The 24890-nt window shown below is 72.4% G+C and carries 23 protein-coding genes and 1 pseudogene; 15 read left to right on the forward strand and 9 right to left on the reverse strand.

Features of this window, described 5'->3' with window-relative positions; translation table 11 throughout:
- The first annotated feature begins 62 nt into the window (after nucleotides 1-62).
- A complete protein-coding gene (locus ACWC21_RS19680) occupies nucleotides 63-1508 on the forward strand; it encodes a benzaldehyde dehydrogenase (protein WP_450883435.1) in 1446 nt (481 codons plus the stop codon).
- Between the two features lie 23 nt (nucleotides 1509-1531).
- Here ACWC21_RS19680 and trxA read toward each other — a convergent pair whose 3' ends face one another.
- Nucleotides 1532-1912 (reverse strand): thioredoxin, encoded by a 381-nt coding sequence (gene trxA / locus ACWC21_RS19685; RefSeq protein WP_450883437.1) that lies wholly within the window; start codon nucleotides 1910-1912, stop codon nucleotides 1532-1534.
- Nucleotides 1913-2030: 118 nt separating this feature from the next.
- Between trxA and ACWC21_RS19690 the strand changes: the two genes are divergently transcribed.
- Complete coding sequence (locus ACWC21_RS19690; protein WP_450883439.1) at nucleotides 2031-3461, forward strand: dihydrolipoyl dehydrogenase family protein; 1431 nt, start codon at nucleotides 2031-2033, stop codon at nucleotides 3459-3461.
- A gap of 524 nt (nucleotides 3462-3985) precedes the next feature.
- Here the strand turns inward: ACWC21_RS19690 and ACWC21_RS19695 are convergent.
- Nucleotides 3986-4630, reverse strand: coding sequence for a peptide deformylase (locus ACWC21_RS19695; RefSeq protein ID WP_450883441.1), 645 nt, complete (start codon nucleotides 4628-4630; stop codon nucleotides 3986-3988).
- Between the two features lie 132 nt (nucleotides 4631-4762).
- Between ACWC21_RS19695 and ACWC21_RS19700 the strand changes: the two genes are divergently transcribed.
- Together ACWC21_RS19700 and ACWC21_RS19705 are read left to right on the forward strand one after the other, a co-directional pair.
- Nucleotides 4763-6166 (forward strand): PepSY-associated TM helix domain-containing protein, encoded by a 1404-nt coding sequence (locus tag ACWC21_RS19700; protein ID WP_450883443.1) that lies wholly within the window; start codon nucleotides 4763-4765, stop codon nucleotides 6164-6166.
- Nucleotides 6167-6194: 28 nt separating this feature from the next.
- A complete protein-coding gene (locus ACWC21_RS19705; RefSeq protein WP_450883445.1) occupies nucleotides 6195-6803 on the forward strand; it encodes a GNAT family N-acetyltransferase in 609 nt (202 codons plus the stop codon).
- A 4-nt stretch (nucleotides 6804-6807) separates the two neighbouring features.
- On the opposite strand, the gene ACWC21_RS19710 is transcribed toward ACWC21_RS19705, so the two are convergent.
- Both ACWC21_RS19710 and ACWC21_RS19715 read right to left on the reverse strand, forming a co-directional pair.
- Nucleotides 6808-7254: a MarR family winged helix-turn-helix transcriptional regulator gene (locus ACWC21_RS19710; protein ID WP_450883447.1), complete on the reverse strand. Its 447-nt coding sequence runs from the start codon at nucleotides 7252-7254 to the stop codon at nucleotides 6808-6810.
- Nucleotides 7251-7739 carry a MarR family winged helix-turn-helix transcriptional regulator gene (locus tag ACWC21_RS19715; protein WP_450883449.1) on the reverse strand — a complete coding sequence of 163 codons (489 nt, stop codon included), beginning with the start codon at nucleotides 7737-7739 and terminating at the stop codon, nucleotides 7251-7253. The genes ACWC21_RS19710 and ACWC21_RS19715 overlap by 4 nt, the downstream gene beginning before the upstream one ends.
- Before the next feature lie 123 nt (nucleotides 7740-7862).
- On the opposite strand from ACWC21_RS19715, the gene ACWC21_RS19720 reads away from it, so the two are divergent.
- Nucleotides 7863-8183 (forward strand): ArsR/SmtB family transcription factor, encoded by a 321-nt coding sequence (locus tag ACWC21_RS19720; RefSeq protein WP_450883451.1) that lies wholly within the window; start codon nucleotides 7863-7865, stop codon nucleotides 8181-8183.
- 68 nt (nucleotides 8184-8251) lie between these two features.
- On the opposite strand, the gene ACWC21_RS19725 is transcribed toward ACWC21_RS19720, so the two are convergent.
- Nucleotides 8252-8740 (reverse strand): hypothetical protein, encoded by a 489-nt coding sequence (locus tag ACWC21_RS19725; protein ID WP_450883453.1) that lies wholly within the window; start codon nucleotides 8738-8740, stop codon nucleotides 8252-8254.
- A gap of 285 nt (nucleotides 8741-9025) precedes the next feature.
- Between ACWC21_RS19725 and ACWC21_RS19730 the strand changes: the two genes are divergently transcribed.
- The 4 genes from ACWC21_RS19730 (at nucleotide 9026) to ACWC21_RS19745 (ending at nucleotide 14354) form a co-directional block, all read left to right on the forward strand.
- Nucleotides 9026-10741 (forward strand): LCP family protein, encoded by a 1716-nt coding sequence (locus ACWC21_RS19730; RefSeq protein ID WP_450883455.1) that lies wholly within the window; start codon nucleotides 9026-9028, stop codon nucleotides 10739-10741.
- A 125-nt stretch (nucleotides 10742-10866) separates the two neighbouring features.
- Nucleotides 10867-11082 (forward strand): Sec-independent protein translocase subunit TatA, encoded by a 216-nt coding sequence (gene tatA, locus ACWC21_RS19735; protein WP_450883457.1) that lies wholly within the window; start codon nucleotides 10867-10869, stop codon nucleotides 11080-11082.
- Nucleotides 11083-11362: 280 nt separating this feature from the next.
- Complete coding sequence (locus ACWC21_RS19740) at nucleotides 11363-12736, forward strand: phosphatase PAP2 family protein (protein ID WP_450883459.1); 1374 nt, start codon at nucleotides 11363-11365, stop codon at nucleotides 12734-12736.
- Between the two features lie 193 nt (nucleotides 12737-12929).
- A complete protein-coding gene (locus ACWC21_RS19745) occupies nucleotides 12930-14354 on the forward strand; it encodes a glycosyltransferase family 39 protein (RefSeq protein ID WP_450883461.1) in 1425 nt (474 codons plus the stop codon).
- Here the strand turns inward: ACWC21_RS19745 and ACWC21_RS19750 are convergent.
- Entirely contained in the window at nucleotides 14333-16045 is a 1713-nt protein-coding gene (locus ACWC21_RS19750; RefSeq protein WP_450883463.1) for a DEAD/DEAH box helicase, read from the reverse strand. The two genes, ACWC21_RS19745 and ACWC21_RS19750, sit on opposite strands and share 22 nt — an antisense overlap.
- Nucleotides 16046-16131: 86 nt before the next feature.
- A complete protein-coding gene (locus tag ACWC21_RS19755; protein WP_450883465.1) occupies nucleotides 16132-16335 on the reverse strand; it encodes a cold-shock protein in 204 nt (67 codons plus the stop codon).
- A 232-nt stretch (nucleotides 16336-16567) separates the two neighbouring features.
- Between ACWC21_RS19755 and ACWC21_RS19760 the strand changes: the two genes are divergently transcribed.
- The gene (locus tag ACWC21_RS19760) at nucleotides 16568-17341 is read left to right on the forward strand and encodes a phosphotransferase (protein WP_450883467.1); all 774 of its coding nucleotides are present in this window, start codon (nucleotides 16568-16570) and stop codon (nucleotides 17339-17341) included.
- A gap of 176 nt (nucleotides 17342-17517) precedes the next feature.
- Here ACWC21_RS19760 and ACWC21_RS19765 read toward each other — a convergent pair whose 3' ends face one another.
- Nucleotides 17518-17793: a DUF5808 domain-containing protein gene (locus ACWC21_RS19765; RefSeq protein ID WP_450883469.1), complete on the reverse strand. Its 276-nt coding sequence runs from the start codon at nucleotides 17791-17793 to the stop codon at nucleotides 17518-17520.
- A gap of 157 nt (nucleotides 17794-17950) precedes the next feature.
- Between ACWC21_RS19765 and ACWC21_RS19770 the strand changes: the two genes are divergently transcribed.
- The 4 genes from ACWC21_RS19770 to ACWC21_RS19785 all read left to right on the forward strand — a co-directional run bounded on the left by ACWC21_RS19770 (nucleotide 17951) and on the right by ACWC21_RS19785 (nucleotide 23099).
- Nucleotides 17951-20644, forward strand: coding sequence for a bifunctional acetate--CoA ligase family protein/GNAT family N-acetyltransferase (locus ACWC21_RS19770; protein WP_450883471.1), 2694 nt, complete (start codon nucleotides 17951-17953; stop codon nucleotides 20642-20644).
- Between the two features lie 14 nt (nucleotides 20645-20658).
- Complete coding sequence (locus tag ACWC21_RS19775; RefSeq protein ID WP_450883473.1) at nucleotides 20659-21390, forward strand: CBS domain-containing protein; 732 nt, start codon at nucleotides 20659-20661, stop codon at nucleotides 21388-21390.
- A gap of 222 nt (nucleotides 21391-21612) precedes the next feature.
- Nucleotides 21613-22515: a universal stress protein gene (locus tag ACWC21_RS19780; protein ID WP_450883475.1), complete on the forward strand. Its 903-nt coding sequence runs from the start codon at nucleotides 21613-21615 to the stop codon at nucleotides 22513-22515.
- 65 nt (nucleotides 22516-22580) lie between these two features.
- Nucleotides 22581-23099: a DUF1203 domain-containing protein gene (locus ACWC21_RS19785; protein ID WP_450883477.1), complete on the forward strand. Its 519-nt coding sequence runs from the start codon at nucleotides 22581-22583 to the stop codon at nucleotides 23097-23099.
- 56 nt (nucleotides 23100-23155) lie between these two features.
- On the opposite strand, the pseudogene ACWC21_RS19790 reads toward ACWC21_RS19785, so the two are convergent.
- Nucleotides 23156-23683, reverse strand: a pseudogene (locus tag ACWC21_RS19790) (MmyB family transcriptional regulator); the annotation flags it as partial.
- Between the two features lie 466 nt (nucleotides 23684-24149).
- Here ACWC21_RS19790 and ACWC21_RS19795 point away from each other — a divergent pair.
- The gene (locus ACWC21_RS19795) at nucleotides 24150-24824 is read left to right on the forward strand and encodes a hemerythrin domain-containing protein (RefSeq protein WP_450883479.1); all 675 of its coding nucleotides are present in this window, start codon (nucleotides 24150-24152) and stop codon (nucleotides 24822-24824) included.
- The last annotated feature ends 66 nt before the right edge of the window (nucleotides 24825-24890 follow it).

Raw genomic sequence — 24890 nt, forward strand, 5'->3', positions numbered from 1 at the left:
GTCCGGATGCCTAGGATGTTGCCCGCTCAACCAAATGCACTTCCGGCGAACGGAGAGCCGCCATGCCGTTGCTCGACCCGAAGACTTGGCAGTCCCGCACCTCCCGCCCCCTGACCGGACCCCAGTACGCCGTCACCGAGCCCGCCACCGGCGACTCGCTCGCCACCGTCACCCTCGCCGCTCCCGCCGACGTCGAGACGGCCGCACGGGCGGCCGGCGCCGCCCAGCGGGAATGGGCCCGCGCCCCCCACTTCGTCCGCGCGCAGGTGCTGCGCAAGGCCGGTGACCTGTTCGCCGCGCACGCCGACGAGCTGCGCGAGTGGATCGTCCGCGAGTCCGGCTCCATACCCGGCAAGGCGGACTTCGAGCTGCACGTCGCCGCCCAGGAGTGCTACGAGGCCGCCGCCCTCGCCTCCCGTCCCGCCGGACACGTCCTGCCCAGCGAGGCGCCGCGGCTGTCGTACACCCGCCGGGTCCCGGCCGGGGTCGTCGGCGTCATCTCCCCCTTCAACGCCCCGCTGATCCTCTCCATACGTTCCGTCGCCCCGGCACTCGCCCTGGGCAACGCGGTCGTGCTCAAGCCGGACCCGCGCACCGCGGTCTGCGGAGGTCTCGCCCTCTCGGCCGTTCTCGCGGAGGCGGGTCTGCCCGAGGATCTGCTGCACGTGCTGCCGGGCGGGGCCGAGGTCGGCGCCGCCCTCGTCGAGGACCCGCGCGTACCGGTCATCTCCTTCACCGGGTCGACCGCGGCCGGCCGAGCGGTCGGCGAGGCGGCCGGCCGTCACCTCAAGCGCGCGCACCTCGAACTGGGCGGCAACTCCGCCCTGGTCGTGCTGGAGGACGCCGATCTCGACGCGGTGATCTCCACGGCGGCCTGGGGCTCGTTCTTCCACCAGGGGCAGATCTGCATGACGACCGGCCGCCACCTGGTGCACGCCTCCCTCTACGAGGAGTACGTCGAACGGCTCGCCGCCAAGGCCGACTCCCTCGCGGTCGGCGACCCGCACCGCGACCAGGTGCATCTCGGCCCGGTCATCGACGAGAGCCAGCTCGCCAAGATCCACGGCCTGGTGGGGACGAGCACCGCCCGCGGCGCGAAACTCGCCGCCGGCGGTGTCCACGACCGGCTCTTCTACCGGCCGACGGTCCTGTCCGGCGTCGACGACGACACCCCCGCGTACGCCGAGGAGGTGTTCGGTCCCGTCGCGCCCGTGCGCTCCTTCCGGACCGCCGACGAGGCGGCCGCCCTGGCGGCGGACGGCCCCTACGGGCTCTCCCTGGGCATCGTCACCAGGGACACCGCCCGGGGCCTGGACCTGGCCGAGCGGATCCCGACCGGCATCGTCCACATCAACGACCAGACGGTGAACGACGAAGCCGTGGCCCCCTTCGGCGGAATCGCCGCCTCCGGCACCGGCGCCCGCTTCGGCGGCGAGGCCAACCTGGAGGCCTTCACCGAGGTGCGCTGGACGACGGTGCGCGGGGACGTGGCGGCGTACCCCTTCTAGGGATGGTCCGAAACCGCCCGGGGCTACTCGCCCTGGGCTTCGCCCTGCTGGGCGGCGATGCTCTTGCGGACCTCGTCCATGTCCAGCTTGCGGGCCTGCCCGATGACGTCCGTCAGGGCGGACTCGGGCAGCGCGCCGGGCTGGGCGAACACGGCGACCTGGTCGCGGACGATCATCAGGGTGGGAATCGACTGGATACCGAAGGCCTGGGCCAGCTCCGGCTGGGCCTCGGTGTCCACCTTGCCGAAGACCAGGTCGGGGTTCTCCTCGGCCGCCTTCTCGTACACGGGCGCGAACTGACGGCACGGCCCGCACCAGGACGCCCAGAAGTCGATCAGGACGAACTCGTTGTCCGTGACCGTCTGGTCGAAGTTCTCCTTGGTGAGCTCCACGGTGCTGCTCATGCGTCTACCTCTTCCTCGACATGGGGGCGAAGCCGTGGGCAAAACACGGCCCTCTGAGTACATATTCCGGCCGCCTACCCATGTGGCCCCCCGGCACACCACCGACCAGACTGTGCCCATGACGGAAACGGAATCCATCGCTTACGACGTCGTGGTGCTCGGTGCCGGCCCGGTGGGGGAGAACGTCGCCGACCGGACCCGGGCGGCGGGGCTGACCACCGCGGTCGTGGAGAGCGAGCTGGTCGGCGGCGAGTGCTCCTACTGGGCGTGCATGCCCAGCAAGGCGCTGCTGCGCCCGGTGATCGCCCACGCCGACGCCCGCCGCCTGCCCGGTCTGAGCCAGGCCGTCCAGGGGCCGCTCGACGCCGCCGCGGTGCTCGCCCGGCGGGACGAGTACACCTCGCACTGGAAGGACGACGGCCAGGTCGGCTGGCTGGACGGCATCGGCGCCGACCTCTACCGGGGCCACGGCAGGCTCGCCGGGCCCCGCACGGTCACCGTGACCGGTCCCGGCGGCGGGCTCACGACCCTCACCGCCCGGCACGCCGTCGCCGTCTGCACCGGCACCCGCGCCGGACTGCCGGACCTGCCCGGGCTCGCCGAGGTGAAGCCGTGGACCAGCCGCGAGGCCACCAGCGGGAAGTCCGCGCCGGGCCGGCTGATCGTGGTCGGCGGCGGTGTCGTCGCCACCGAGATGGCCACCGCCTGGCAGGCCCTCGGTTCCCGGGTCACCGTCCTGGTCCGCGGCAAGGGCCTGCTGTCCCGCATGGAGCCGTTCGCCGGTGAACTGGTCGCCGAGTCGCTCACCGAGGCGGGCGTCGACGTCCGCACCGGCACGTCCGTGGAGTCGGTGACCCGGGAGAACGGCACCGTCGTGGTCGTCACCGGTTCCGGCGACCGCATCGAGGCCGACGAGATCCTCTTCGCCACCGGCCGCGCTCCGCGCACCGACGACATCGGTCTCGACACCGTCGGCCTGGAACCGGGCTCCTGGCTGGACGTCGACGACAGCCTGCGGGTGAGCGGAAGCGACTGGCTGTACGCCGTGGGCGACGTCAACCACCGCGCCCTCCTCACCCACCAGGGCAAGTACCAGGCCCGCATCGCCGGCGCCGCCATCGCCGCCCGTGCCTCCGGCGGGACCGTCCCGGACTCCGAACCCTGGGGCGCCCACGCCGCCACCGCCGACCACCACGCCGTACCGCAGGTCGTCTTCACCGACCCCGAGGCCGCCGCGGTCGGTCTCTCCCTCGCCGAGGCGGAGCAGGCCGGGCACCGGGTCCGGGCCGTCGACGTCGAGTTCTCCTCGGTCGCCGGGGCGGGCCTGTACGGCGACGGCTACCGGGGGCGTGCCCGCATGGTCGTCGACCTCGAGGACGAGATCCTGCGCGGCGTCACCTTCGTAGGGCCGGGCGTCGGGGAACTCATCCACTCGGCGACCATCGCGGTCGCCGGCCAGGTCCCCGTCAGCCGCCTGTGGCACGCCGTGCCGTCGTATCCGACCCTGAGCGAGGTGTGGCTGCGCCTGCTGGAGGCGTACCGGGGCTGAGCTCACCACGCGGGGCGGCGCGGGGGCGGGCCCTTGGGTGTCTCGCCCCCGCCGCCCCTGCCCTTCCCGTCCTCCAGGGGCTCCGCCCCTTCGACCCCGCCAGGGGGCTCCGCCCCCTGCCCCCCGCGGGGCTTCGCCCCCTGCCCCCCACCAGGGGCTCCGCCCTCTGGCCTTCTCGCGGGGCTTCGCCCCTGCACCCCCCCGCGGTTCGCCCCTGCACCCCCCCGCGGTTCGCCCCTGGCCCCCCCGCGGGGCTTCGCCCCCTGGCCCCCCCCGCGGGGCTTCGCCCCTGCACCCCACCGGGGGCTCCGCCCTCTGGGCCCCCGGTCGGCCTCAACGGCCTCCTCCTCAAACTCCCCCAGAGGGGGCACCCCCCAACGAGCTGCCCATTGCCTGTCGGTGCTTCGACGTGCCGGGCGGGCTGAGAGGAGAGCCGCGCCTCCCGGTCGGTCCGCACGGGTGGTGGGTGGGCCTGGGCCGGGGGTCTGGGGGCGGAGCCCCCAGCGGCTTGAGGTGGGTGGGGCTCACGGCAGGTCGAACCCCAGCTCCCGCGCGGCACGCTCAGGCGTCGGCTGAGGCCAGCGCAGCGCCATCGCCTCGTTCGACGACAGAGACCGCAGCTCGGCCCGGTCGAGGTACAGCGTGCCGTCGAGATGGTCCGTCTCGTGCTGGACGATCCGCGCGGGCCAGCCGGTGAAGACCTCGTCGAGCACCCGCCCGTGCTCGTCCTCCCCACGCAGCCGCACCGCGGCGTGCCGGGCCACCACCGCCTGCCAGCCCGGCACGCTCAGGCAGCCCTCGAAGAACACGGCCCGGCCGCTGCCGACGGGCTCGTACCGGGGATTGACCAGCACCCGGAACGGCTGCGGCACCCGGCCACGGGCCAGCCGGATCTCCTCCGGCACCGGCGCCGGGTCCTCGATGACCGCGATCCGCAGCCCCACCCCGACCTGCGGCGCGGCGAGCCCCACCCCCGGGGCCGCCTGCATGGTCAGGCGCAGCGCCCGGACGAAGCGTTCCAGCAGCGCCGGCCCCAACTGGCCCCGGAACGGCTCGGCGCGGTGCCGCAGCACCGGGTCACCGGCCGCCACGATCGGCAACGGGCCGTCGGTGGCCAGGAGTTCCTCGACCCGCTCGGCAAGGGACGTACGACCGGAGGGAGATGCCATCACGTCAGGATCGCACGCCCACCGCCCGGCCCGCGTGACGCACGCCACTGCGGACGCGGGGAACCGGCCCGTCCACCGCCCCGACTACCGGACCACCAACAGTGAGAGAACGAACCCCGGAGAGCCCCGCCGATGTCCACCGCTCCCTCGCCCGCCAAGGACGAGGCCCCCCGACACCCCGCCCCGGCCAGGTCCCCAGGCCGTCGGGCCGCGCTCCGTCCCCTGGTCCTGCGCCTGCACTTCTACGCGGGCGTGCTGGTCGCGCCGTTCCTGCTCGTCGCGGCCGTGACCGGCCTGCTGTACGCCGGCTCGTTCCAGGCCGAGAGGATTCTCTACGCACATGAGACGACCGTCCCGGTCGGCAGGAGCAAGCTGCCGGTCTCCCAGCAGGTGACCGCCGCCCGCGAGGCCCACCCGGAGGGCACGGTCTCCGCCGTGCGCCCCTCGCCCGAGGCGGACGCGACCACCAGGGTGCTGCTGTCCGGCGTCGAGGGCGTCGGCGCCGACCACACCCTCGCCGTCTTCGTCGACCCCTACACCGGCAAGGTGCGCGGCGCGCTCGAACAGTGCGGCTCGACCGGCGCACTCCCGCTGCGCACCTGGATCGACGAACTCCACCGCGATCTGCACCTCGGCGACACCGGCCGCCTCTACAGCGAGTTCGCGGCGAGCTGGCTGTGGGTGATCTCCGGCGGCGGCCTCGTGCTGTGGTTCTCCCGGCGCCGCGCCCTGCGCAGGGTGCGCGGCACCGGCGGCCGGCGCCGCACCCTCGGTCTGCACGGCACCGTCGGCGTCTGGGCGGCGGCCGGGTGCTTCTTCCTGTCGGCGACCGGGCTGACCTGGTCGGCGTACGCCGGTGCCAACATCGACGAGCTGCGCACCTCCCTCGGCCAGGCCACCCCCTCGGTGTCGGCCACGGCGAGCGGCGAACACGCCGGCCACGGCACGGCCGCCGCCTCCGGCGGGGGCGCCGGGCACGGCGTCGGCCTCGACAAGGTGCTCGCGGCGGCGCGGGGCAAGGGACTCACCGACCCGGTCGAGATCGTCCCGCCCGCGGACGCGGACTCGGCCTACGTCGTCAGGCAGATCCAGCGCAGCTGGCCCGAGAAGCAGGACGCCGTCGCCGTCGACCCGGCCACCGGCCGGGTCACCGACATGGTGCGGTTCGACGACTACCCCGTGCTCGCCAAGCTGACCCGCTGGGGTATCGACCTGCACACCGGCATCCTGTTCGGGATCGTCAACCAGATCGTCCTCGCACTGCTCGCGCTCGCCCTGGTCCTGCTGATCCTGTGGGGCTACCGCATGTGGTGGCAGCGCGGCCGGGGCTCCGCCTTCGGCCGCCCGGTACCGCGCGGCGCCTGGGCGCAGGTGCCCCCGTACCTCCTGGTCCCGGCGCTGGCGGCGATCACCGTGCTCGGCTGGTTCGTCCCGCTGCTCGGCGTACCACTGGCCGCCTTCCTGGCCGTGGACATCGTCCTCGGCGAGATCGCCCACCGTCGGGGGCGCAGGTCGTACGGCAGCGCTCCGATGTGAAGTAGCCTGGCCCGCCAGGGGGTTGGACATGTTCTCGGTGAGACCGCTCGATGTGACGACCTGGCCGGACTTCGCGCGCCTGGTCGAGGACCAGGGCGGCGTGTGGGGCGGCTGCTGGTGCATGGCCTTCCACACCGAGGGGGTCGGCCGGGACAGGTCACCGGAACGGAACCGGTCCGACAAGGAGCGCCGGGTGCACGAGGGCCGAGCCCACGCCGCCCTGGTGTACGACGGCGAGACCTGTGTCGGCTGGTGCCAGTTCGGGCCCACCGGGGAACTGCCCCGCATCAAGCACCGGCGGGCCTACCTGCAGGGCGACCCGGCCCTGCCGGACTGGCGGATCACCTGCTTCTTCGTCCACCGCGGGCACCGGCGCAAAGGTGTCGCGGCGGCCGCCCTCGAAGGTGCCCTCGGTGAGATCGCCCGGCTCGGCGGGGGCTCCGTGGAGAGCTACCCGGAGGACGCGGACGGCCGCTCGGTGTCCGCGTCCTTCCTGCACAACGGGACGGTGGCGCTCTTCGAGAGCCAGGGCTTCACCCGCACCCGCCGCCTGGGCAAGCACCACTGGGTGGTGAGCCGGACCGTGCGGCCGGTCGCAGGGGACGGCTCCGTGCCGGAGCCGGGCCCCGGACGGTGACGCGTCATCCGGCGAGGGCGGCCAGTTCCGCGTTCGCCCGTTCGGTGACCAGGGTGAGCAGGCGTCCCGCGGCGGCCCGGTCCTCCTCGGGGATGCCGGCGTAGAGCCTGGCGGCGACGGCCGCGGTCTCGGCGGAGCCCTTGGCGTACAGCTCCCGTCCGGCGTCGGTGAGCCGTATGCGCAACGGCTCCTCGGGGGCCAGCAGCCCGGCGGTGACCAGTTCCTCCACCGTGCCGCGCACGTCGGCCGCGGCTGCCTTCACGGTGGTGACGACGCCGTCGACGAGGTCGTCGGCCCGGACCGGTCCGTCCGCGACGGCGGCGAGCCGCAGGGCGACGAACTGCTGGAACGTGACTCCGTACGGGGCCAGGACCCGCTCGAGGACGGCGCGCGAGGCGTAGTGGGCGAGGCCGATGACGCGGCCGTCGACAAGGGGTGCGCTGGTGGTCATGACTGCTCCGTCTCATTGCCGTTCGTGGTGAATGGATCAAGCGGTGCGTCCAGCAGGGTCGCCAGGTCGCGGGTGAACTCGCGGGCCCGTGCGCTGTCGGGCCCGCCGAGCGGCTCCAGCAGCTGCCGCAACAGCCCCTGGACGACCGTGACGGCCCGCCCGGTGACCTCGCGTCCCCGCCCGGTGAGGGCGAGCCGCACCGCGCGCGGATCCCGGGGGTCCCTGGCGCGCTCGAGCAGCCCCGCCGACTCCAGGGAGCGCGCCAGCTTGGACACGTACAGCGGTTCCAGACCGGTGTGATCGGCCAGCTCGCGCTGGCTGGGCCGCTGTCCCGGGTGCTGCATGCCGTACAGCGACGCGACCAGCGAGTACTGGGCGTGGGTGAGACCCAGCGGGGCCACCGCCCGGTCGACCGCGACCCGCCACTTCATGGACAGACGCCACACCAGGAAGCCGGGCGTGGCTCCTTCGGAACCCTTGCTCATGACTCATACAGTACATGGCTATTATGTACATGGCTACTATCCGCTCGGGAAGCCGGAACCCCGCCCCTACTATGGGTGGGCGCGCGTGCGTCGACAGTGAACAGGGCGGAACGGGAGAGGGCTGTGACGGAGAACGCCAGGGGCTCGGAGGACCCGCCCGCCGAGGTGCTGGCGGCCGCCGCTGCCGCGTTCGGGCTGCTCGCCTCGTCCGCCCGGCTGCACCTGATGTGGGCCCTGTCCCAGGGCGAGAGCGATGTCACGCACCTCGCCGACCGGGTGGGCGGCGCACTGCCCGCGGTCAGTCAGCACCTCGCCAAGCTGAAGCTCGCCGGACTCGTGCGCTCGCGGCGCGAGGGCCGGCGCCAGGTCTACTACGTCGACGATCCCGACGTACTGGCGCTGGTACGGGTGATGGTCGGTCAGCTGACCGCGCGCTCCCGGTAGGCGCCGCTCCGGTCCACCGGACATGTCCGAATTCCGGGGCGCGCGAACGCCGTCGCCGGCTCTCCCTTCTAGTCCTCGCGTCGGCGCTGCACCTCATCGTGCGTGTCGCCGGCACCCCGCAGGGCGGCACCCCGCAGGGCGGCACGCCGCCGGCGCAGGCGCCCGTCTCCTCGCACACTCCGCCGGCCGGTTCCTGATCCGCCGGCTGTCAGGGCTCTGTGCAGCGGAAGGGCCGTGAGCAGGACGAAGATCCCGAAAAGTGTGATCGGCAGCAGCCCCACCGGACGGAGAAAGGCAAGGGGATGAGCCCGGACGGCGCTCACCGCGGTGGCCCAATTCGCCGACAGGTCCGCGGTCATGACGACGGCCGCGAGCAACGGCCCGTACGGGCGCCCCAGCACGATCAGCAGTGCGACCAGCGGGTCCAGCAGCAGAAGCCCGTGAAAGAGGTACTGCACCGGCGTTGCCGCGTAGCCGTACGTGTGCAGCCCGCCCGTCGCCAGGAAGTACGCATGGGCTCCGGCCCCCTCGACGAACCCGATCACGTACGCTGCCATCACACACCGGGCCCACACCGGGCGCTCCCCCCACCGCATGTGATCACCGTAACCCCTCGTGCCGGAACGCCGGCCCAAGCGGTCGCGTCTTGTCCCACGGGCCGGGCATGCGATGCTTCAGCTGTGAATCTGGTGAGGAACGTGCTGCTCGGGACCCCTGTTTGTTAGATTGCGCAATCACGCAACTGAGCGGAGCAGCGCCTCGCTCGTCCGTACACCGCCGCGCATGCCCGGCCGCACCCGACGGCCCGGCCTGTCGGGCCCGACCGTTCATGGGAGTGGTAGATGAGCGACCCGTGGGACGGTCCGGTCGGCCAGGCCACGCGCGGCCGCGGTGCCCGGCTGCCCGGAGAACCCGGGAACCGGTCCGACGGCATGCGCCCACCGGGGGGCAGGGCCGCGGCCAGGGCGGCCTCCCGCTCGCACGGCGGGTCGAGGTCGCGGCGCCGGACGCCCACCGCGGGACGCGGCAGGCGGTTCCTGAAGATCGCCGCGATCACCCTGTCCGTCCTCGTCATGGTCACCGCCGGTGCCGGCTGGTGGTTCTACGAGCATCTCAACGGCAACATCAACAGTGTGTCGCTGGACGGCAAGGGCGGGACCGAGAAGGCGGACGCGTTCGGCCGCACCCCGATCAACATCCTGGTCATGGGCTCGGACGGCCGGACCAGCGCGGCAGACTGCAAGCTGGGCGGCGGCTGTTCGAAGACCGGCGTCCAGACCGGCAGCAACGCGGATGTGGAGATGGTGGTGCACATATCCGCCGACCGCTCCAACGCCACGGTGATGAGCATCCCCCGGGACACCATGACCAAGGTCCCCGCCTGCAAGGACGGTGCGACCGGCCAGTCCACGCCCGGCTACTACGGGCAGATCAACAGCGCGCTGGAGTACGGGCCGGCCTGCCAGGTGGCCACCGTGCACCAGCTCACCGGAATACCCATCGACCACTTCGTCAAGCTGGACTTCTCCGGTGTGGTGAAGATGTCCGACGCGGTCGGCGGTGTCTCCGTGTGTGTCAGTGACGACGTCTACGACACCTACTCCCACCTCAAGCTCTCCAAGGGCACCCACACCCTCAAGGGCGTCGCGGCACTGGAGTTCGTACGCTCCCGGCACGGTTTCGGCGACGGCAGCGACCTGGGCCGCACGGTCTCCCAGCACATCTTCCTGAGCGCGATGATCCGCAAGTTCAAGAGCGCGGGCACGCTCACCGACCCCAGCGCCGTCTACCATCTCGCCGATGCCGCGACCAAGGCGCTGACCGTGGACGACGGTCTCGGCAGCGTCAAGAAGCTGATCTCGCTCGCCGCCGACGTGAACAAGGTCCCCACGAAGCGTATGACCTTCACGACGATGCAGACGGCCCCCGACCCGACCAACAAGGAACGTGTGGTGGTGGGTCCGGGAGCCAGGACCCTCTTCTCCACCATGGCCAACGACCAGGCGCTGACCACCGGTTCCGGCAAGAAGTCCGCGGCCGCCGCCGCGACCGCCGAAGCGACGGCCACCGCCTCGGCCGTACCCGCCTCGCAGCTCGCCGTGACGGTGGAGAACGGCACCGCCATCACCGGCCGCGCCTCCGTCGTCGCCACCGCACTCACCGACCAGGGCTTCAGCTCCGGTACCACCACGGCCAACGCCCCCAGCCCCGCCGCGACCACGACCCTGACCTACGGCACCGGTCAGAAGGCACAGGCGCAGACCGTCGCCAAGGCACTCGGCCTTTCCGCCTCGCACCTCAAGCAGGGCACCGGTACGGGTCTGACCCTGGTGGTCGGCAGTGACTGGCCCAGTGGCACGAGGTTCCCCGGCGGCGCGTCCTCGTCCGCCCCGGCGGACGCGAAGGCCGCGGTGGGAGGCGCCCACGCCCAGACCGCCGACCAGGCCAAGACCTGCGCCAAGGTCAGCCCGTACAAGACCGTCTCGCTCAACGGCGTCCCCATGACTCCGTCCCAGGCGTACGCGGCCGCCAGGAACAAGCCGGACTCGGACAGCTGACAGGCCGGGGGCGACCGGTCCCGAACAGGGTTGTACAGTTGCGCGATGTCGCAATCATGGCGGTAGGTGTGGCACGTCTGGCCCACACCGCCGTCGGCTTGAAGCATGAAGAAGGGGTGGGCGGGATGCTCCGCAACGGGCTGGAACCCTGGCACCTGCTGATCGTGGCCGTCGTCATGATCCTGCTGTTCGGCTCCAAGAAGCTTCCCGAGGCCGCCCGTGGTCTGGGCAAGTCGATGCGCATCCTCAAGAGCGAGGCCAAGGCGATGAAGGACGACGGCACCGCTCAGCCCTCCGCCACCCCCACCGGTAGCGCCGTCGGCGCCGAGACGGCTCGCTGAGGCCCCTCCGCCCCGCCGGTCAGGGGTCGGCGATGCCGGAGCCGTGCCGCAGCCGTTCGTCGGCAACGGGACGGTACCGGCGGTAGGCGTACATCGCTTCCGCGCACACCGGGCGGCGCGGGCTTCACCTGGTTTCCCAGTCCACGACGTCGGTCGTCTTCAGGCGGACATTTCAGGGGTTTCTCAAGCAGGGATCGGGACGGGCGATGGGTCATCGCCCGTCCCGCGCGTTCCGCCATGCCGTGCGCACCACCCTGATGGCGGAGTCGGAGAACGATCGATGTCTGGAGTATCACGGGTGTTTTCACGAACAGACGGCACGAACGAGCGGGCCGTATGGCGTCAGCCGCGAGCGGTGCTGTGGGGCACAGCGGGTGTGGCGGCCCTCGGAGTCCTCATCGCGCTGGAGATAGCCGCACGTCGCTACTGCGGCCAGCCGGGGCCGCTGACCAATCAGGCGAGAGAGGCGATATTAGTCCCCAAGCCGGGGCCGCTGTACGGCGGTATGGCCTTGATGATGGTGGTGCTCACCTGGCGGCAACGGTTCATCGCGGCTGCTGCCGCGATCGGCATCGACGCCGTCTTCGTACTGGTGCGGTGGGCGGTCGGCGCCAGGACGAGCGGCGGCCCTTTCTTCGGCAACGGGGCGTTGTGGGTGATGCTGGGCTGTGCGGTCATCGCCGTCACACGCCGCACCGGTCAGGAACGCGTCCTGCTGCTGAAGGGCGTCGGGCTGGGCCTGCTGCTGGTGACCGGCCGCAAGACCGGTGACACCTGGCTGCTCATCACGTCCAGGACCCGCCCGATGGTGCTCGACGAGTACGTGGCGACCGCCGATCACGCGCTGGGCAACCCGTCGTGGCTGGCGGGCCGGATCCTCAGGGCCAGCGGCCCGATCATCCCCCACCTGCTGCACCTGGTCTACGCCCAACTCGCCGTGGCCGCAGTCGCCGTGGCACTGTACCAACTGCGCAACGTGGCGGCCGAGCGCCGCTTCCCCCGCCACCACCTGGTGCGGACCTTCCTGGTGATCGGCCTCCTCGGGCCGGGCATCTACATGCTCTTCCCGATGGTCGGCCCCGTCTTCGCCTACGGCCCGGGCGCCTCCGGCACCGGCGGCGTGCAGTGGGCGGTGGCCAACCTGTGGCCGCACACGCCTCCACCGGTCGGCACCCCGCACCCGGTGCCCTACGACGAGATCACCCCGCGCAACTGCATGCCCAGCCTGCACACCGCGTGGGCCACCGCGATCTTCCTCCACACCCGCAAGGGCCCGAAGGTCCTGCGGTTCGCCGGCACGTTCTGGCTGATCGCGACTCTCTCCGCGACGCTGGCATTCGGCTACCACTACGGTGCGGACCTCGTCGCCGGCGTGGTGTTCGCCCTCACCATCGAGGCAGCGCTGCGCTCGATGGACCGCGGCTGGGACCGGGCAGGGATCCGGCTGGTCGTGTACGGCACGACGGTCTTCGCCGCGCTCCTGCTGGCGTACCGCTACCTGCCCGTCGAGATGGCCGGACACCCGTGGCTGTTCGGGCCCCTCCTCGTTCTCGCGATGACCTCAGTGATCTACGGCTACATGCGGACCACCAGGTCGTGGGAGCCGCGGCTCGCACCGGTGCGACAGCCGGAGGTCCAACCCGAACCGGTCTGAGAAGGGCACTCGAGGCGTAGGTCCAACTGCCCATGACCGCAGGGCAGTAGTACTCGTGACGGACCTCCGACCTCGTACTGACAGGTGACGAACAAGATCGTTCCAGCGCATAGCGTGGCACATGACCGGAGACGGCCTGCGGGCTGTCCTCTCCTCCCGGTCGCCCCCTTCCACGCCGGCCCGGAGCTTCGTCATGCCCAGAGCACCATTGAGCGCGGTTCCACCAGCCCTCACGCTCGTCCTCGGCACGTGGGGGCTCACACGTGAGGACAGCATGTGGCGTGACGAGGCGGCGACGTGGGAGGCGACCCACAGGACCGTCCCCGAGATCTGGCATCTGCTGGGCCGGATCGACGTGGTCCACGGCCTCTACTACCTCTTCATGCACGTCGTTTTCACCGTCTTCGGAGACAGCCTCTCCGCCCTGCGACTGCCTTCCGTCCTGGCCATGGCATGCGCCGCCGGCGTGATCACCCTCCTGGGCTCCCGACTGGCCGGCCGGTCCACCGGGCTGGCCGCGGGCCTGGCGTTCGCTCTTCTCCCCGGGGTGCAGCAGTACGCGCAGGAGGGGCGCCCGTACGCTCTGGTGACCGTCTGCGCGGCACTGTCCTGCCGGCTGCTCGTGGCGGCGGTCGACAGCCCGGGCGCAGGCCGCTGGGCGGCGTACGGAACGGCCGTGCTGGCGGCCGCGCTCCTCAACTGGTTCTCCCTCATGGTGCTGTTCGCACACGCGGTGACCATCGTCCTCACCGGCCCGCCTCGCCCGACCGTCCTGCGATGGGCACTCGCGGCATGCGCCGCCGTGGCGGGCACGATGCCCCTCGTCGTGGCGAGCCGGTCACAGGCGGAGCAGATCGCCTGGATCCACCCGACCGGACCGGGCACGCTGCTCGGTCTCCTGCTGACGCTGCTCGCGGGTGCGCTGTGCGCATGGCTCGCGCGACCCGGAACGACCGGTGACGGGCCGCGCGGCGCCGGGGTCACGCTCACCGCGCTCGCCCTGCCGCTCCTCGTCGTCCCGCCGCTCCTGCTGGCCACCGTCTCCGTGGCCCGCCCCGTCTACCAGGCCCGCTACGTCCTGTTCAGCCAGATCGGACTCGCCCTGCTCATCGGCGCAGCGTGCCACGCGCTCGCCTCTCGCGTCCGGACACCACCCCGTCGCACCATCGCCGCGGTCACGGCCCTCGCCTTCCTCGGGCTGCTGCCCGTCGAGGTGTCACTGCGCAGCGCGAGCGGCCGGATCGACGACGTGCTGTCCACGGCGCGGAACGTCGCCGCGGTCCGTGAACCGGGTGACGCGGTGTTGTTCATCCCCGCGGCACGCCGTGACACCGCCCTGGTCTCGCCTGCCGCGTTCACCGGGGCCGACGACGTGGCACTCGCCCAGGACCCGCTGCCGTCCGGCACCCTGAACGGCGTGGAGGGCACCCCGCGGCAGATAGCGGACGCCCTCCTGACCGCCCGCCGTGTCGTGGTCGTCACCGACGACGGTGCGGTGCCCCTCACCACGGCTCGCGACCGGATCAAACAGCGGCTCCTGCACGCGTACTTCGTCCGCTGCCGCGAAAAGAGCGAAGCGGGCCGCAAGGTCGTGGTCTACGAACGCCGCCCCGGCTGAGCGGTCCCACGATCGGACACGCCCCGTACGGAGGTTCCGCCCGGCGCGGCCCGCCGGCCGGACCCGCGGACCGTCTTGCCGGAGGCGGCGCCGGTCGCCGCACCGCCCCCGGACGGGCGGCCGGAACCGCGGCCGCCCGTTCCGGCGGCACCGCCGGTGGAACCGCCGGCTCCCGCCCGGCGGGCAGTACCGCGACCTCCGGTCGCCGAGGTGCCGGCCGACGCTGTAGTCCCGGCCGCGGTCCGGCGCTCGGAGCCCCGGCTCCCCGTCCTGGCGGCAGTACCGGTCGCCGCCTTGCCGCCGCCACCGTTGCGGCTTCGGCGGCCGGCCCGCCTGCCGGGCTTGGCGTCGGCCTTCGGCTCCGGGCGGGAGGCCGCCTGTGTCGCAGGCTGGGGGACCTCGATGGTGACGGGCACGCCGGACGGCTCCCGGGCGCCGGTGATGGCGGCCAGTTCCGTGCCGCTCGAACTGACGCGGGCCGCCCGAGGGTGGATGCCCGCGTCCGACATGAGCCGGGTGACGTCCCGTTTCTGCTCCGGCAGGACCAGCGTGACCACACTGCCGGAACCGCCGGCCCGGGCCGTGCGGCCGCCCCGGTGGAGGTAGTCCTTGTGGTCCGCCGGCGGATCGACGTTCACGACGAGGTCGAGGTCGTCGACGTGTATGCCCCGGGCCGCGACGTTCGTCGCCACCAGCGCGGTGACCTGACCGTTCTTGAACTGTTCCAGCGTGCGATTGCGCTGCGGCTGGGAACGGCCTCCGTGCAGTGCCGCCGCGCGGACACCGACGGCCAGGAGCCGCTTGGCGAGCCGGTCGGCTGACCTCTTGGTGTCGAGGAAGAGGATGACCCGGCCGTCACGGGCCGCGATGCGTGCGGTGACGGCCTTCTTGTCGGTCTCGTCCTGCACGTGGAGCACATGGTGCTCCATGGTGGTCACCGCTCCCGCGGACGGGTCCACGGAGTGCACCACGGGGTCCGTCAGGAACCGCTGCACCAGCCGGTCGATGTTGCGGTCCAGGGTGGCCGAGAAGAGCATGCGCTGCCCGTCGGGCCGTACTCGCTCGATCAGCCTGGTGATCTGCGGCAGAAAGCCCATGTCGGTCATCTGGTCGGCTTCGTCCAGCACCGTGATGCGTACGTCGTCGAGCACGCAGTCACCGCGTTCCACGAGGTCGTTGAGCCGGCCGGGACTCGCCACGACCACCTCCGCGCCACGCCGGAGCGCACCGGCCTGCTTGGTGATGGACAGTCCGCCGACCACGGTGGCCATCCGGAGGTTCACCGCCGTCGCATAGGGGGTGAGCGCGTCCGTCACCTGCTGGGCCAGTTCACGGGTGGGCACCAGCACCAGGGCTAGAGGGGCCTTGGGCTCCGCCCGCAGTCCGGCGGTGCGGGCCAGGAGCGCCAGCCCGAACGCGAGGGTCTTGCCGGACCCGGTGCGTCCCCGGCCCAGCAGGTCACGGCCGGCGAGCGAGTTGGGCAGGGTGGCGGCCTGGATGGGGAAAGGGGTGGTCACGCCCTGCGCGGCGAGGGTCTTCAGCAGCCCCGCGGGCATGCCGAGGGCGGCGAACTCCTCGACGGCGGGGAGTGCGGGTGTCGTGCTTTCCGGCAGCCTGAATTCCCGCGACGACGACGCGGACGGTGGGGGTGACGAGGCGCGCCGGTTCGGTTTCTGGGGCCTGCGGGACATGCGGTTTCTGCCTTCCTGGAAACAGCACGAACCGGGGTCCGCACCATGGCGGTGCGGACCCCGGTGCGTCGATACGCGTCCGGCGATCAGGCGGGGACGATGTTCTCCGCCTGCGGGCCCTTCTGGCCCTGCGTGACGTCGAACGAGACCCGCTGGCCCTCCAGGAGCTCACGGAAGCCCTGGGACTGGATGTTCGAGTAGTGGGCGAAGACGTCGGGGCCGCCGCCGTCCTGCTGAATGAAGCCGAAACCCTTTTCGGCGTTGAACCACTTGACGGTTCCCTGTGCCATGACCTTCTCCTTCTGTAGGCAGAGGGCCCATCCGGAGATGCCGGAAAACAAATAATGCGCCTGAGGAGAAGCAATCCCGTCAGGCGCACATAAGTATATGGGTACCACAACTGCAACACCGAGACCGTAGCACAGCTCGGCGGTGCGTGACGGATCATCGAGGCGTGTCGACCCGATCGGCGAGGGGAAAAACAGGCTGCGGCTGTCCGGGTGAGCCGCCTATGGTGCCGCGGTGGAAGATCACGAAGTGTTCGTCGGCGGAGTGAACCAGGTCGTCCGGGAAGGAGACCGCGTCAGGCGTCCCGTGGGGCCGTGGAGCCCCACCGTGCAGCGGTTCCTGGCCCACGTGGCCGGGACGGGGTTCACCGGGGCGCCGCGGACGTTCGGGTTGAGCGAGAGCGGCGCAGAGGAGATCGTCGAGTTCCTGCCCGGCGATGTCGGGCACGATTTCGCCGCGGCGCAGGTGCGCAGCGAGGCTTCGCTGACCGCTGCGGCGCGACTGCTGCGCGGTCTCCACGACGCCTCGGCGGGTTTCGTACGAGAGCCGGACGACGTGTGGCAGTTCCCGCCGCGGGAGCCCGCGGAAGTGATCTGCCATGGAGACGCGGCCACCTACAACACCGTGTTCCGCGGCGGCCTCCCGGTCGCCTTCATCGACTTCGACACGGCCCACCCCGGACCACGTCTGTGGGACGTGGCCTACACCGCGTACCGCTTCGTGCCGCTGTACGCGCCGGACGAAGTCCAGCTCACCCTGCCGGTACCCGAGGCCCGTCGCCGGCTGACGCTCTTCGCCGACGCCTACGGCTTGTCCGACGCGGAGCGGGCCGGACTCCCCGCCGTCGCGGCGGCCCGCCTGCGGGCGCTGGTCGAGTGGATGTACGCGCAGGCGGCAGCGGGCCACCCGGCCTTCAGCCGGCACGTCGAGGAGGGCCACGACCGCCGGTACCTGACCGACGCCCACTGGATCGAAGACACCTTCGGGCGACGCGCCGACAGCGAGTGAACACGGTCGTCAGCGGATAGCGCCCACGAGGGGCGCCACGCTCGCCGCGATCGACGTCACCGACGACAGACCGGAACCGGCCGGGCAGCTCGACGCCGACCCGCGCGTCTGGACGGCGCCCCTCGCCCCCGCGACCTCGTCCGGTCGCCGACGACCGACCGTCACGGACACCACGATCAGCGAGCAGGACGCAGCTCCCGGACCACCCGGGCCAGGTTCACCCCGTATCCGACACCGAAGGCATGGGGGGTGAAGAGGGCGTCGTTGCCGGGATCCCAGAACTCGCGGGCGATCTTCTCCGGGGTGGGCCACCGGAAGTCGTACGGCAGCCCCAGCACGACACCGGTCCAGGTGCGTTCCCCGGACGGCTTGCGCAGCTCTTTCGCCAGGGCGCCGGCCACGACCGTGCCGACGGCAACGAGCGCCAGGTTCTTCCGCAGTCGCCTGTCCATGGTGCGACGCTACGCGGCGCCCCGGCGCGGGGCCAGAGGGCCCGGTGACCGTACCGCTCAGGGCCGACCGGCCCAGGAACGGACCCCGGTCAGCCCATGGGCCCGCCGCCCGGCCCGCTGGATGCTCGAACCATCCAGAGGCCCGAAGGAGCTTGTGATGTCGCAAGACACGCTCGACCGCCCCCCGGTCCATGCCCTGCTCGCGGACGGCACCACCGTGTGCATCCGTCCCGTGACCCCGGCCGACCACGACCAGCTGCAGCGCCTCTACGAGGAGATGTCCCCGGAGAACGTCCGTCTCCGCTTCTTCTCGTCGAGCCCGCGGTCCGCCGGACGGGCAGCCGACCGGGCGTGCGCCCCGGCGCACCCGGGCTACCGTGCCCTGCTGGCCGAGCGGCAGGGACAGGTCCTCGGGCTCGCCGAGTACGACACCGGGGGCTGCGGCGACGAGGCCGAGATGTCCATCGCCGTGCGTGACGGCCTGCACCACCGAGGTGTGGGCACCCTGCTCGTCGAGCACCTGGTGTCCGCGGCGCGGGCCGAGGGCGTCACCGCGTTCACCGCCGACGCCCTCAGTGAGAACCGGGAGGTGCTCCGGCTCTTCGCCGACCTCGGCCTGCGCATGGCCCGCCGCTTCGAGGGCCCTGAGGTGCGCTGCACGATACGCCTGGACGAGGACGACACCTACCTGTCGGCCGTCGAAGCCCGCGGTCGCGGTGCGGATGTCGCCAGCCTCGAGCCGCTGCTGCGGCCGCGGGTGGTGGCCGTCGTGGGCGCCGGACGCAAGCCCGGTTCCGTGGGCAGGGCGATCCTGCACCACCTGAAGACGGGTGGCTACAGCCACCGCATGTTCGCCGTGAACCCGGGTGCCGAGCACATCCTCGGCGTGGCGTCCTACCCGTCCGTCGCCGCGCTGCCGATGACTCCCGACCTGGTGGTCGTGGCCGTCCCCGCGCCGGCGGTGCCCGGCACCGCCGAGGAGTGCGGGAAGGCCGGGGTCCGGGCGCTGCTCGTGGTCACCGCGGGTCTCGACGCCGGCCAGGCGCAGGCGCTGCTGGCCACGTGCCGCGCCTACGGCATGCGCCTGGTCGGACCCGACTGCCTCGGCGTCTCCAACACGGAACCCGATGTGTGCCTGGACGCCACGTTCGCCGCCGACCACCCGCGACCCGGTACCGCGGGCGTCGCCGTGCAGTCCGGCGGGGTGGGGATCGCCCTGCTCGACGGTCTGTCCCGGTTGGGCATCGGTGTCTCGTCGTTCGCGTCGCTCGGAGACAAGTACGACGTCAGCGGGAACGACATGCTCCAGTGGTGGGAGAGCGACGGCCGTACCGGCCTCGCGCTGCTGCACCTGGAGTCCTTCGGCAGCCCGCGCGCGTTCTCCCGCACGGCCCGCCGCGTCACCCGCCGGATGCCGGTCCTGACCGTCGACGCGGGCCGCACCGACGCCGGCCGTCGCGCCGCAGCCTCCCACACCGCGGCCGCCGCCACCCGCACCATGACCCGGCAGGCCCTGTTCACCCAGGCGGGCATCACCGCCACCCACTCGATCGGCGAACTCCTCGCGACCGCCGCCCTGATGCACTCCCAGCCGCTTCCGGCGGGCAACCGCGTCGCGATCGTCACCAACGCGGGCGGCGCCGGAGTCATGGCGGCCGACGCGTGCGCGGAAGCCGGACTCACCCTGCCGCCGCTCACCCCGGAAGTGATCGACGACCTGCTCGCCGTACTGCCCGAGGGCGCCGCGGCAGGCAATCCCGTCGACGCCACCGCCGCCGTCACCGAGGGTCGGCTCGCGGACGCCGTGGACCGCCTGCTGCACCACCCCGGCGTCGATGCCGTCCTGGTCGTCCTCGTCCCCACGGCGGTCGCCACCGCGACCGGTGACGACCTCGTCCGCGCGCTCACCCGGGCCCCCGCGCACCGGGTCAAGCCCGTCATCGCCATACGTCTCGACCAGGACCTGCCGGTCAAGCTGCTGGCGGCCGCCGAGGGCGGCGCCATCCCGTCGTACGCGGAACCGCAGGCGGCGGCACGGGCGCTGGCCCACGCCGCCCGCCGCGCGACCTGGCTCGCCCGCCCCGCCGGCACCCTCCCGGACGTCGACGGCACCGACACGACCCGCGCCCGGCAGATCACCGAGATGTTCCTGCGGACCCACGAGGACGGCGGCTGGCTCGACCCGCGCACCTGCGCCGACCTGCTGGCCTGCTACGGCATTCCGCAGCTGCCGTGGGCCTGGGCGGAGACCGAGGACGACGCCGTCATCGCCGCCCGGCGGCTGCGGGGCCCGGACGACCGGGTGGTGATGAAGGCGTACTGGCCGGGACTGCTGCACAAGAGCCGGCAGCACGCCGTCCACCTCGATCTGCAGGGTGATGCCCAGGTGCGCGCCGCCTTCCGCGACTTCGAGACCCGCTTCGCCGGACTGCTGACCGGCGTGGTGATCCAGCCGCTCGCCGCGCGGGGCACCGAACTGTTCGCCGGGGTCGTCCAGGACGAGGTCTTCGGACCCCTGGTGCTGTTCGGGCTCGGCGGCACCGCGACCGAGGTGCTCGCCGACCACGCGGCCCGTCTGGCACCGCTCACCGACCACGACGTCCACGACCTGATCACGGCCCCGCGCTGCGCGCCGCTGCTGTTCGGCGCCGACGGCGCCGGGCCGGTCGACCTCGCCGGCCTGGAACAGCTGCTGCTGCGGCTGTCCCGCATGGCGAGCGATCTGCCCCAGCTCGCGGAGGTCGACTTCAACCCCGTTCTGGCGGCGCCTGGCGGCATCACCGTGCTGGACGCGCGGGTACGCCTGCTGCCGCGTCGGCCCCAGGACCCGTATCTGCGCCGACTGCGCTGAGGGAGGGAACCACCGTGAAGCACTACAAGGTCGGCTCCGTGATGACCGCGGACGTCGTCCGTGCCGGTTACGGCACCCCGTTCAAGGAAGTGGCACGGCTGCTGGCCGAGCACCGGATCAGCGGACTGCCGGTCGTCGACGAGGACGAGAAGGTCATCGGTGTCATCTCCGAGACCGATCTGATGGCCCGGCAGGCCCAAACCCCGGACCCGTACCGGTCGCACCACCACACGCACCTCGCGGACCTGACGCGGCGCGGAAAGCAGCAGGCCGCCAAGGCCGCGGCCCGCACCGCCGGACAGCTGATGACCTCACCGCCCGTCATTGCACGCGCCGAGGACACCATCGCCCAGGCAGCCCGCACCATGGCCGGGCACGGGGTGGAACGGCTGCCCGTGGTGGACGAGGAGGACCGGCTCGTCGGCATCGTCACACGACGGGACCTGCTGCAGGTGTTCCTGCGGCCCGACGCGGCGATCCGCGCGGAGGTGGTCGACGAGGTGCTCGTGCACGCGCTGTGGCTGTCACCTCGAGCGGTCGACGTCTCCGTCGTGGAAGGCGTGGTCACGCTCGACGGCCGGCTGGAACGCAAGAGCGACACGCGGCTCGCCGTCTCCATGACCCGGCAGATCGACGGCGTCGTCGCCGTGATCGACAAACTCACCCACCGCCTGGACGACAGTCACCTCCGGCCCGCCGAGCAGACCCTGCACGGCGTGCCCGAGGACTGGCTGCGCCGGCTGTGACAGGAGGCGGATCACCAATCCCGGCAAGGTCCCGCTCGCCTACGCCCTGGGCGGCCGAGCGGGGCGCCTTCCGCGACGTCGCCGCGATCGAGGAACGGGCGGCACGCATCGTCGTGCGGCCGGCCGCCCGCTGAGCGGCACCCCCGGCGCGACGGGGTCCCGTACGGCCGACCGCCGCACAACCCAGGCACCAACGACAAGAGCACACAGGAGGTGGGCACAGTGCCCGCACCCGTCATCGCCGGAGTCGACGGATCGCCCGAGAGTCTCGCCGCCGCCGCATGGGCGGCCCGCGAGGCGGAGCGCCGCGACCTGCCACTACGACTGATCCACGCCTGGGACTGGCATCCGCGCCCGCACGGCGGCGAGCCCGCGAACGCCGCACAGAGGCATCTCGCCCTGCGGGCGCTGCGCCAGGCGGAGGAGCGGATCCGCGGCGCCGTCCCCGATGTGCGCATGGCCGACGAACAGGTCGAGGGTCCCGCGACACCGGCCCTGCTGAAGGCCTGCGAGCAGGCGGAGTTGCTGGTCCTGGGCTCGCGCGGCCTGACCGGCCCCGCCGGTTTCCTGGTGGGGTCCGTGGCCCTGGGCGTGATCGCGCGGGCCACCGGCCCCGTCGTCCTGGTCAGGGCGGGGGAGGAGGCCGAGGACGAGCACCTTCCGGCCGAGGACGGCGGCGCCTCCACGCGCACCGGCTACCGGGACGTGGTGCTCGGGCTCGACGTCAACGACCCGTGCGACGAGGTGATCGAGTTCGCCTTCGCGGCGGCCATGCTCCGGCGGGCCCGGCTGCGCGTCGTGCACGCCTGGCACCCGCCGTCCGCGTTCGGCCTGGGCCCCGGAGACATCGCCCTCGTGAACGACCCCTACCGCGGCGATGAATGGCAGGGCTTCCTGTCCGCCGTGCTCCAGGTCTGGAGGGACAAGCACCCCGGAGTCGAGGTCCTGGAAACGGTCGTGCGGGAGAGGGCCACGACCGCACTCGTGCGGGCCGCCTCCGGCGCGAGCCTGCTCGTCGTGGGCCGTCACCTCACCGGCCGGCCGGCCGTCGTGCGCACCGGCCCCGTCACCCACGCGGTGCTCCGTCACGTCGGCTGCCCCGTGGCCGTCGTGCCCCACCACTGAGGCTGGACCACGCGACGTCCGTTTCCCGCCGGTGGACCCACGGGGCGCCGGACCAGCATGGGCGCATGACCGGATACACCGTGCTTCCCATCGGCCCAGCCACCCTGAAGGAACTGCGGGTGGCCGACGACGCGGGCCGTCCCTGCGCCCCGTACGTCGCAACCCGCGACGACGCGGGTTCCCCGCTGCGCTGCTGCCTGCGCCCCATCACGCTCGGCGAGCGGATCGCCCTTGTCTCGTACGCCCCGTTGCGACGCTGGGCCGCCGAGAGGGGTGTACTGCCGGGCGCGTACGACGAACAGGGGCCCGTCTTCATCCACGCCGATGACTGCGGTGGTTTCCTCCCCGGCGGGAACTACCCCTTCGACCGGCCGGGCGCCCTGCGTACCGTGCGCCGCTACGACGCCCGGGGCCACATCGCCGGTGGACGCCTGCTGGAGATTCCGCCCGACGCCACGGCCGGCTTCGACGCAGCTCTCGATGATGCGTTCAGCGACCCCGACGTGGTGCTCGTGCACGTCAGGGCGCTGGAGTACGGGTGCTTCCACTTCGAGGTGCGACGGCCCGCCGCCGAGGAGCAGTAGCCCCCCGGCACGCTGCATGCCCGGGCGGGCCGGCGGGCCGAACGCTTCCGGGGCGGTCAGCCGACGAGGGGCTGCGTCCCCATGACATTCAGGAGCGCCAGGCGGTCGGCGTCCTCGGTGCCGGGCTGGGCGGTGTGGACCATGATGCGGAGCTCGCTGCCGACGACGCCGAGCACGTCGCAGTCCAGGGTCAGCGCGCCCACCCGGGGATGGTCGACGGTCTTGCGGGCGGACCGGTGCTCGCCGACGGCCCCTGACTCCCAGAGAGCGTCGAACTCGGCGCTGCGGCGCCGCAGTTCGGCGATGAGGGACCCGAGGTCCGGGTCGTCGGGGTACCGGCCGGCGGTGCGGCGCAGGTCGGCGACGTGCGCCGCCCGCAGGGCGCCCCTGGATTCGGGGGTGTGGCGCACGCGGCTTCGGGGGTTGACGAAGTTGCGCCGGACCGCGTTGAGGTCGTCGCCGTGCCATTCGCCCATGAGCGCCGTGTAGAGGGGGTTGGCGAGCAGCTGGGTCCAGGCGGCGTCGAAGACGGCGACGGGTGTACCGGTCAGACGGTCCAGCATGCGGTGGACGCCAGGGGTGATGCAGGGTGCGCTCGACAAGCTGCGACTCGCCGATGCCTGGCTCCATCGAGGAGAACCAGTCGGGAGGATTCGAGCGCTGACCCGCTCGCAACCGCCACAACGGCTCGCACAGGGAGGCCAATGCCTCGGATCGAGCCATGTCGACGTGCTCAGCCTTGCTCGGCCGCCGCTTCGCTTCCCGGCGTACCTGCCGCTTCCTGGTCACAGGTCCGGACTCGGACTCCGGCCGTCCGCGACCCACAGGATGTGACGATTGCTGGGGCCCGGCCAGGGCCGGGTGTCCCTCAGGAGCAGCACGTACCGCCGTAGAACCAAGGGCAGGACGCCCGCTGTGACGGGGCGGCGGATACACGGTCCGACCTGATCGCTGGGGGTGGGGCCCTCGCCATTAGGCTGCGGGGTGCTCGGAGCGATCGCAGCTCCCTCATCGAACTGGACGCAGATGCCCACCGCAGGCCCACCCCCTGTGACCGACCGCCTGGATCCGCAGGAGATGGTCGTACTCCACCGTGTCTTCCGCCGCGAGGTACCGCTCCTGGCCGGGCTGGTCGAAGCCGCCGCTCCCGGCGACAGGCAGCGCGCCTCCGCACTTGCCGACCACCTCGACCTGGTCCTCGGCGCCCTGGCTGAACACCACGAGGGCGAGGACGACCTGCTGTGGCCCAAGCTGCGCGAGCGTGCCGTCCTGGGGGGTGACGTCATCGCACGCATGGCTGAGCAGCACGAAGCCATCGCCGACGCGCTCAACGCGGCGACGGACCTGTCGGACCAATGGCGCATCGGGGCCGACCGCGACACCGCCCTCCGCCTCGCCGAGGCCCTGCGCGCGCTGGACCGGCACACCACAGCCCATATGGACGACGAAGAGGAACACCTCCTGCCCCTGATGGCCGACCACATCACGCCCCGTGAATGGTCACAGGTCGGCGAGCGCGGGCGCCGCAGCGTTCCCAGGACCAAGCTCCTGATCTTCCTCGGCGCGATCCTCGAAGACGCGACCGTACAGGAACGCCACCTGTTCCTGGGGCAGATGCCCGCCCCCGCCCGCCTGCTCTGGCGCACCATCGGTACCCGCCTCTACGACCGCACCACCACCCGCGTCCGCCGAAGCAGCGACCACGCCCCGGTGAAGCAGACCTGACAGGTCGCCCCGCGGCCTGGGATCGGGGCGCGCTCGTACGGGCTCTCGGCCGTTTCCGTGGTGATC

The organism is Streptomyces sp. NPDC001348 (genome assembly GCF_053597535.1).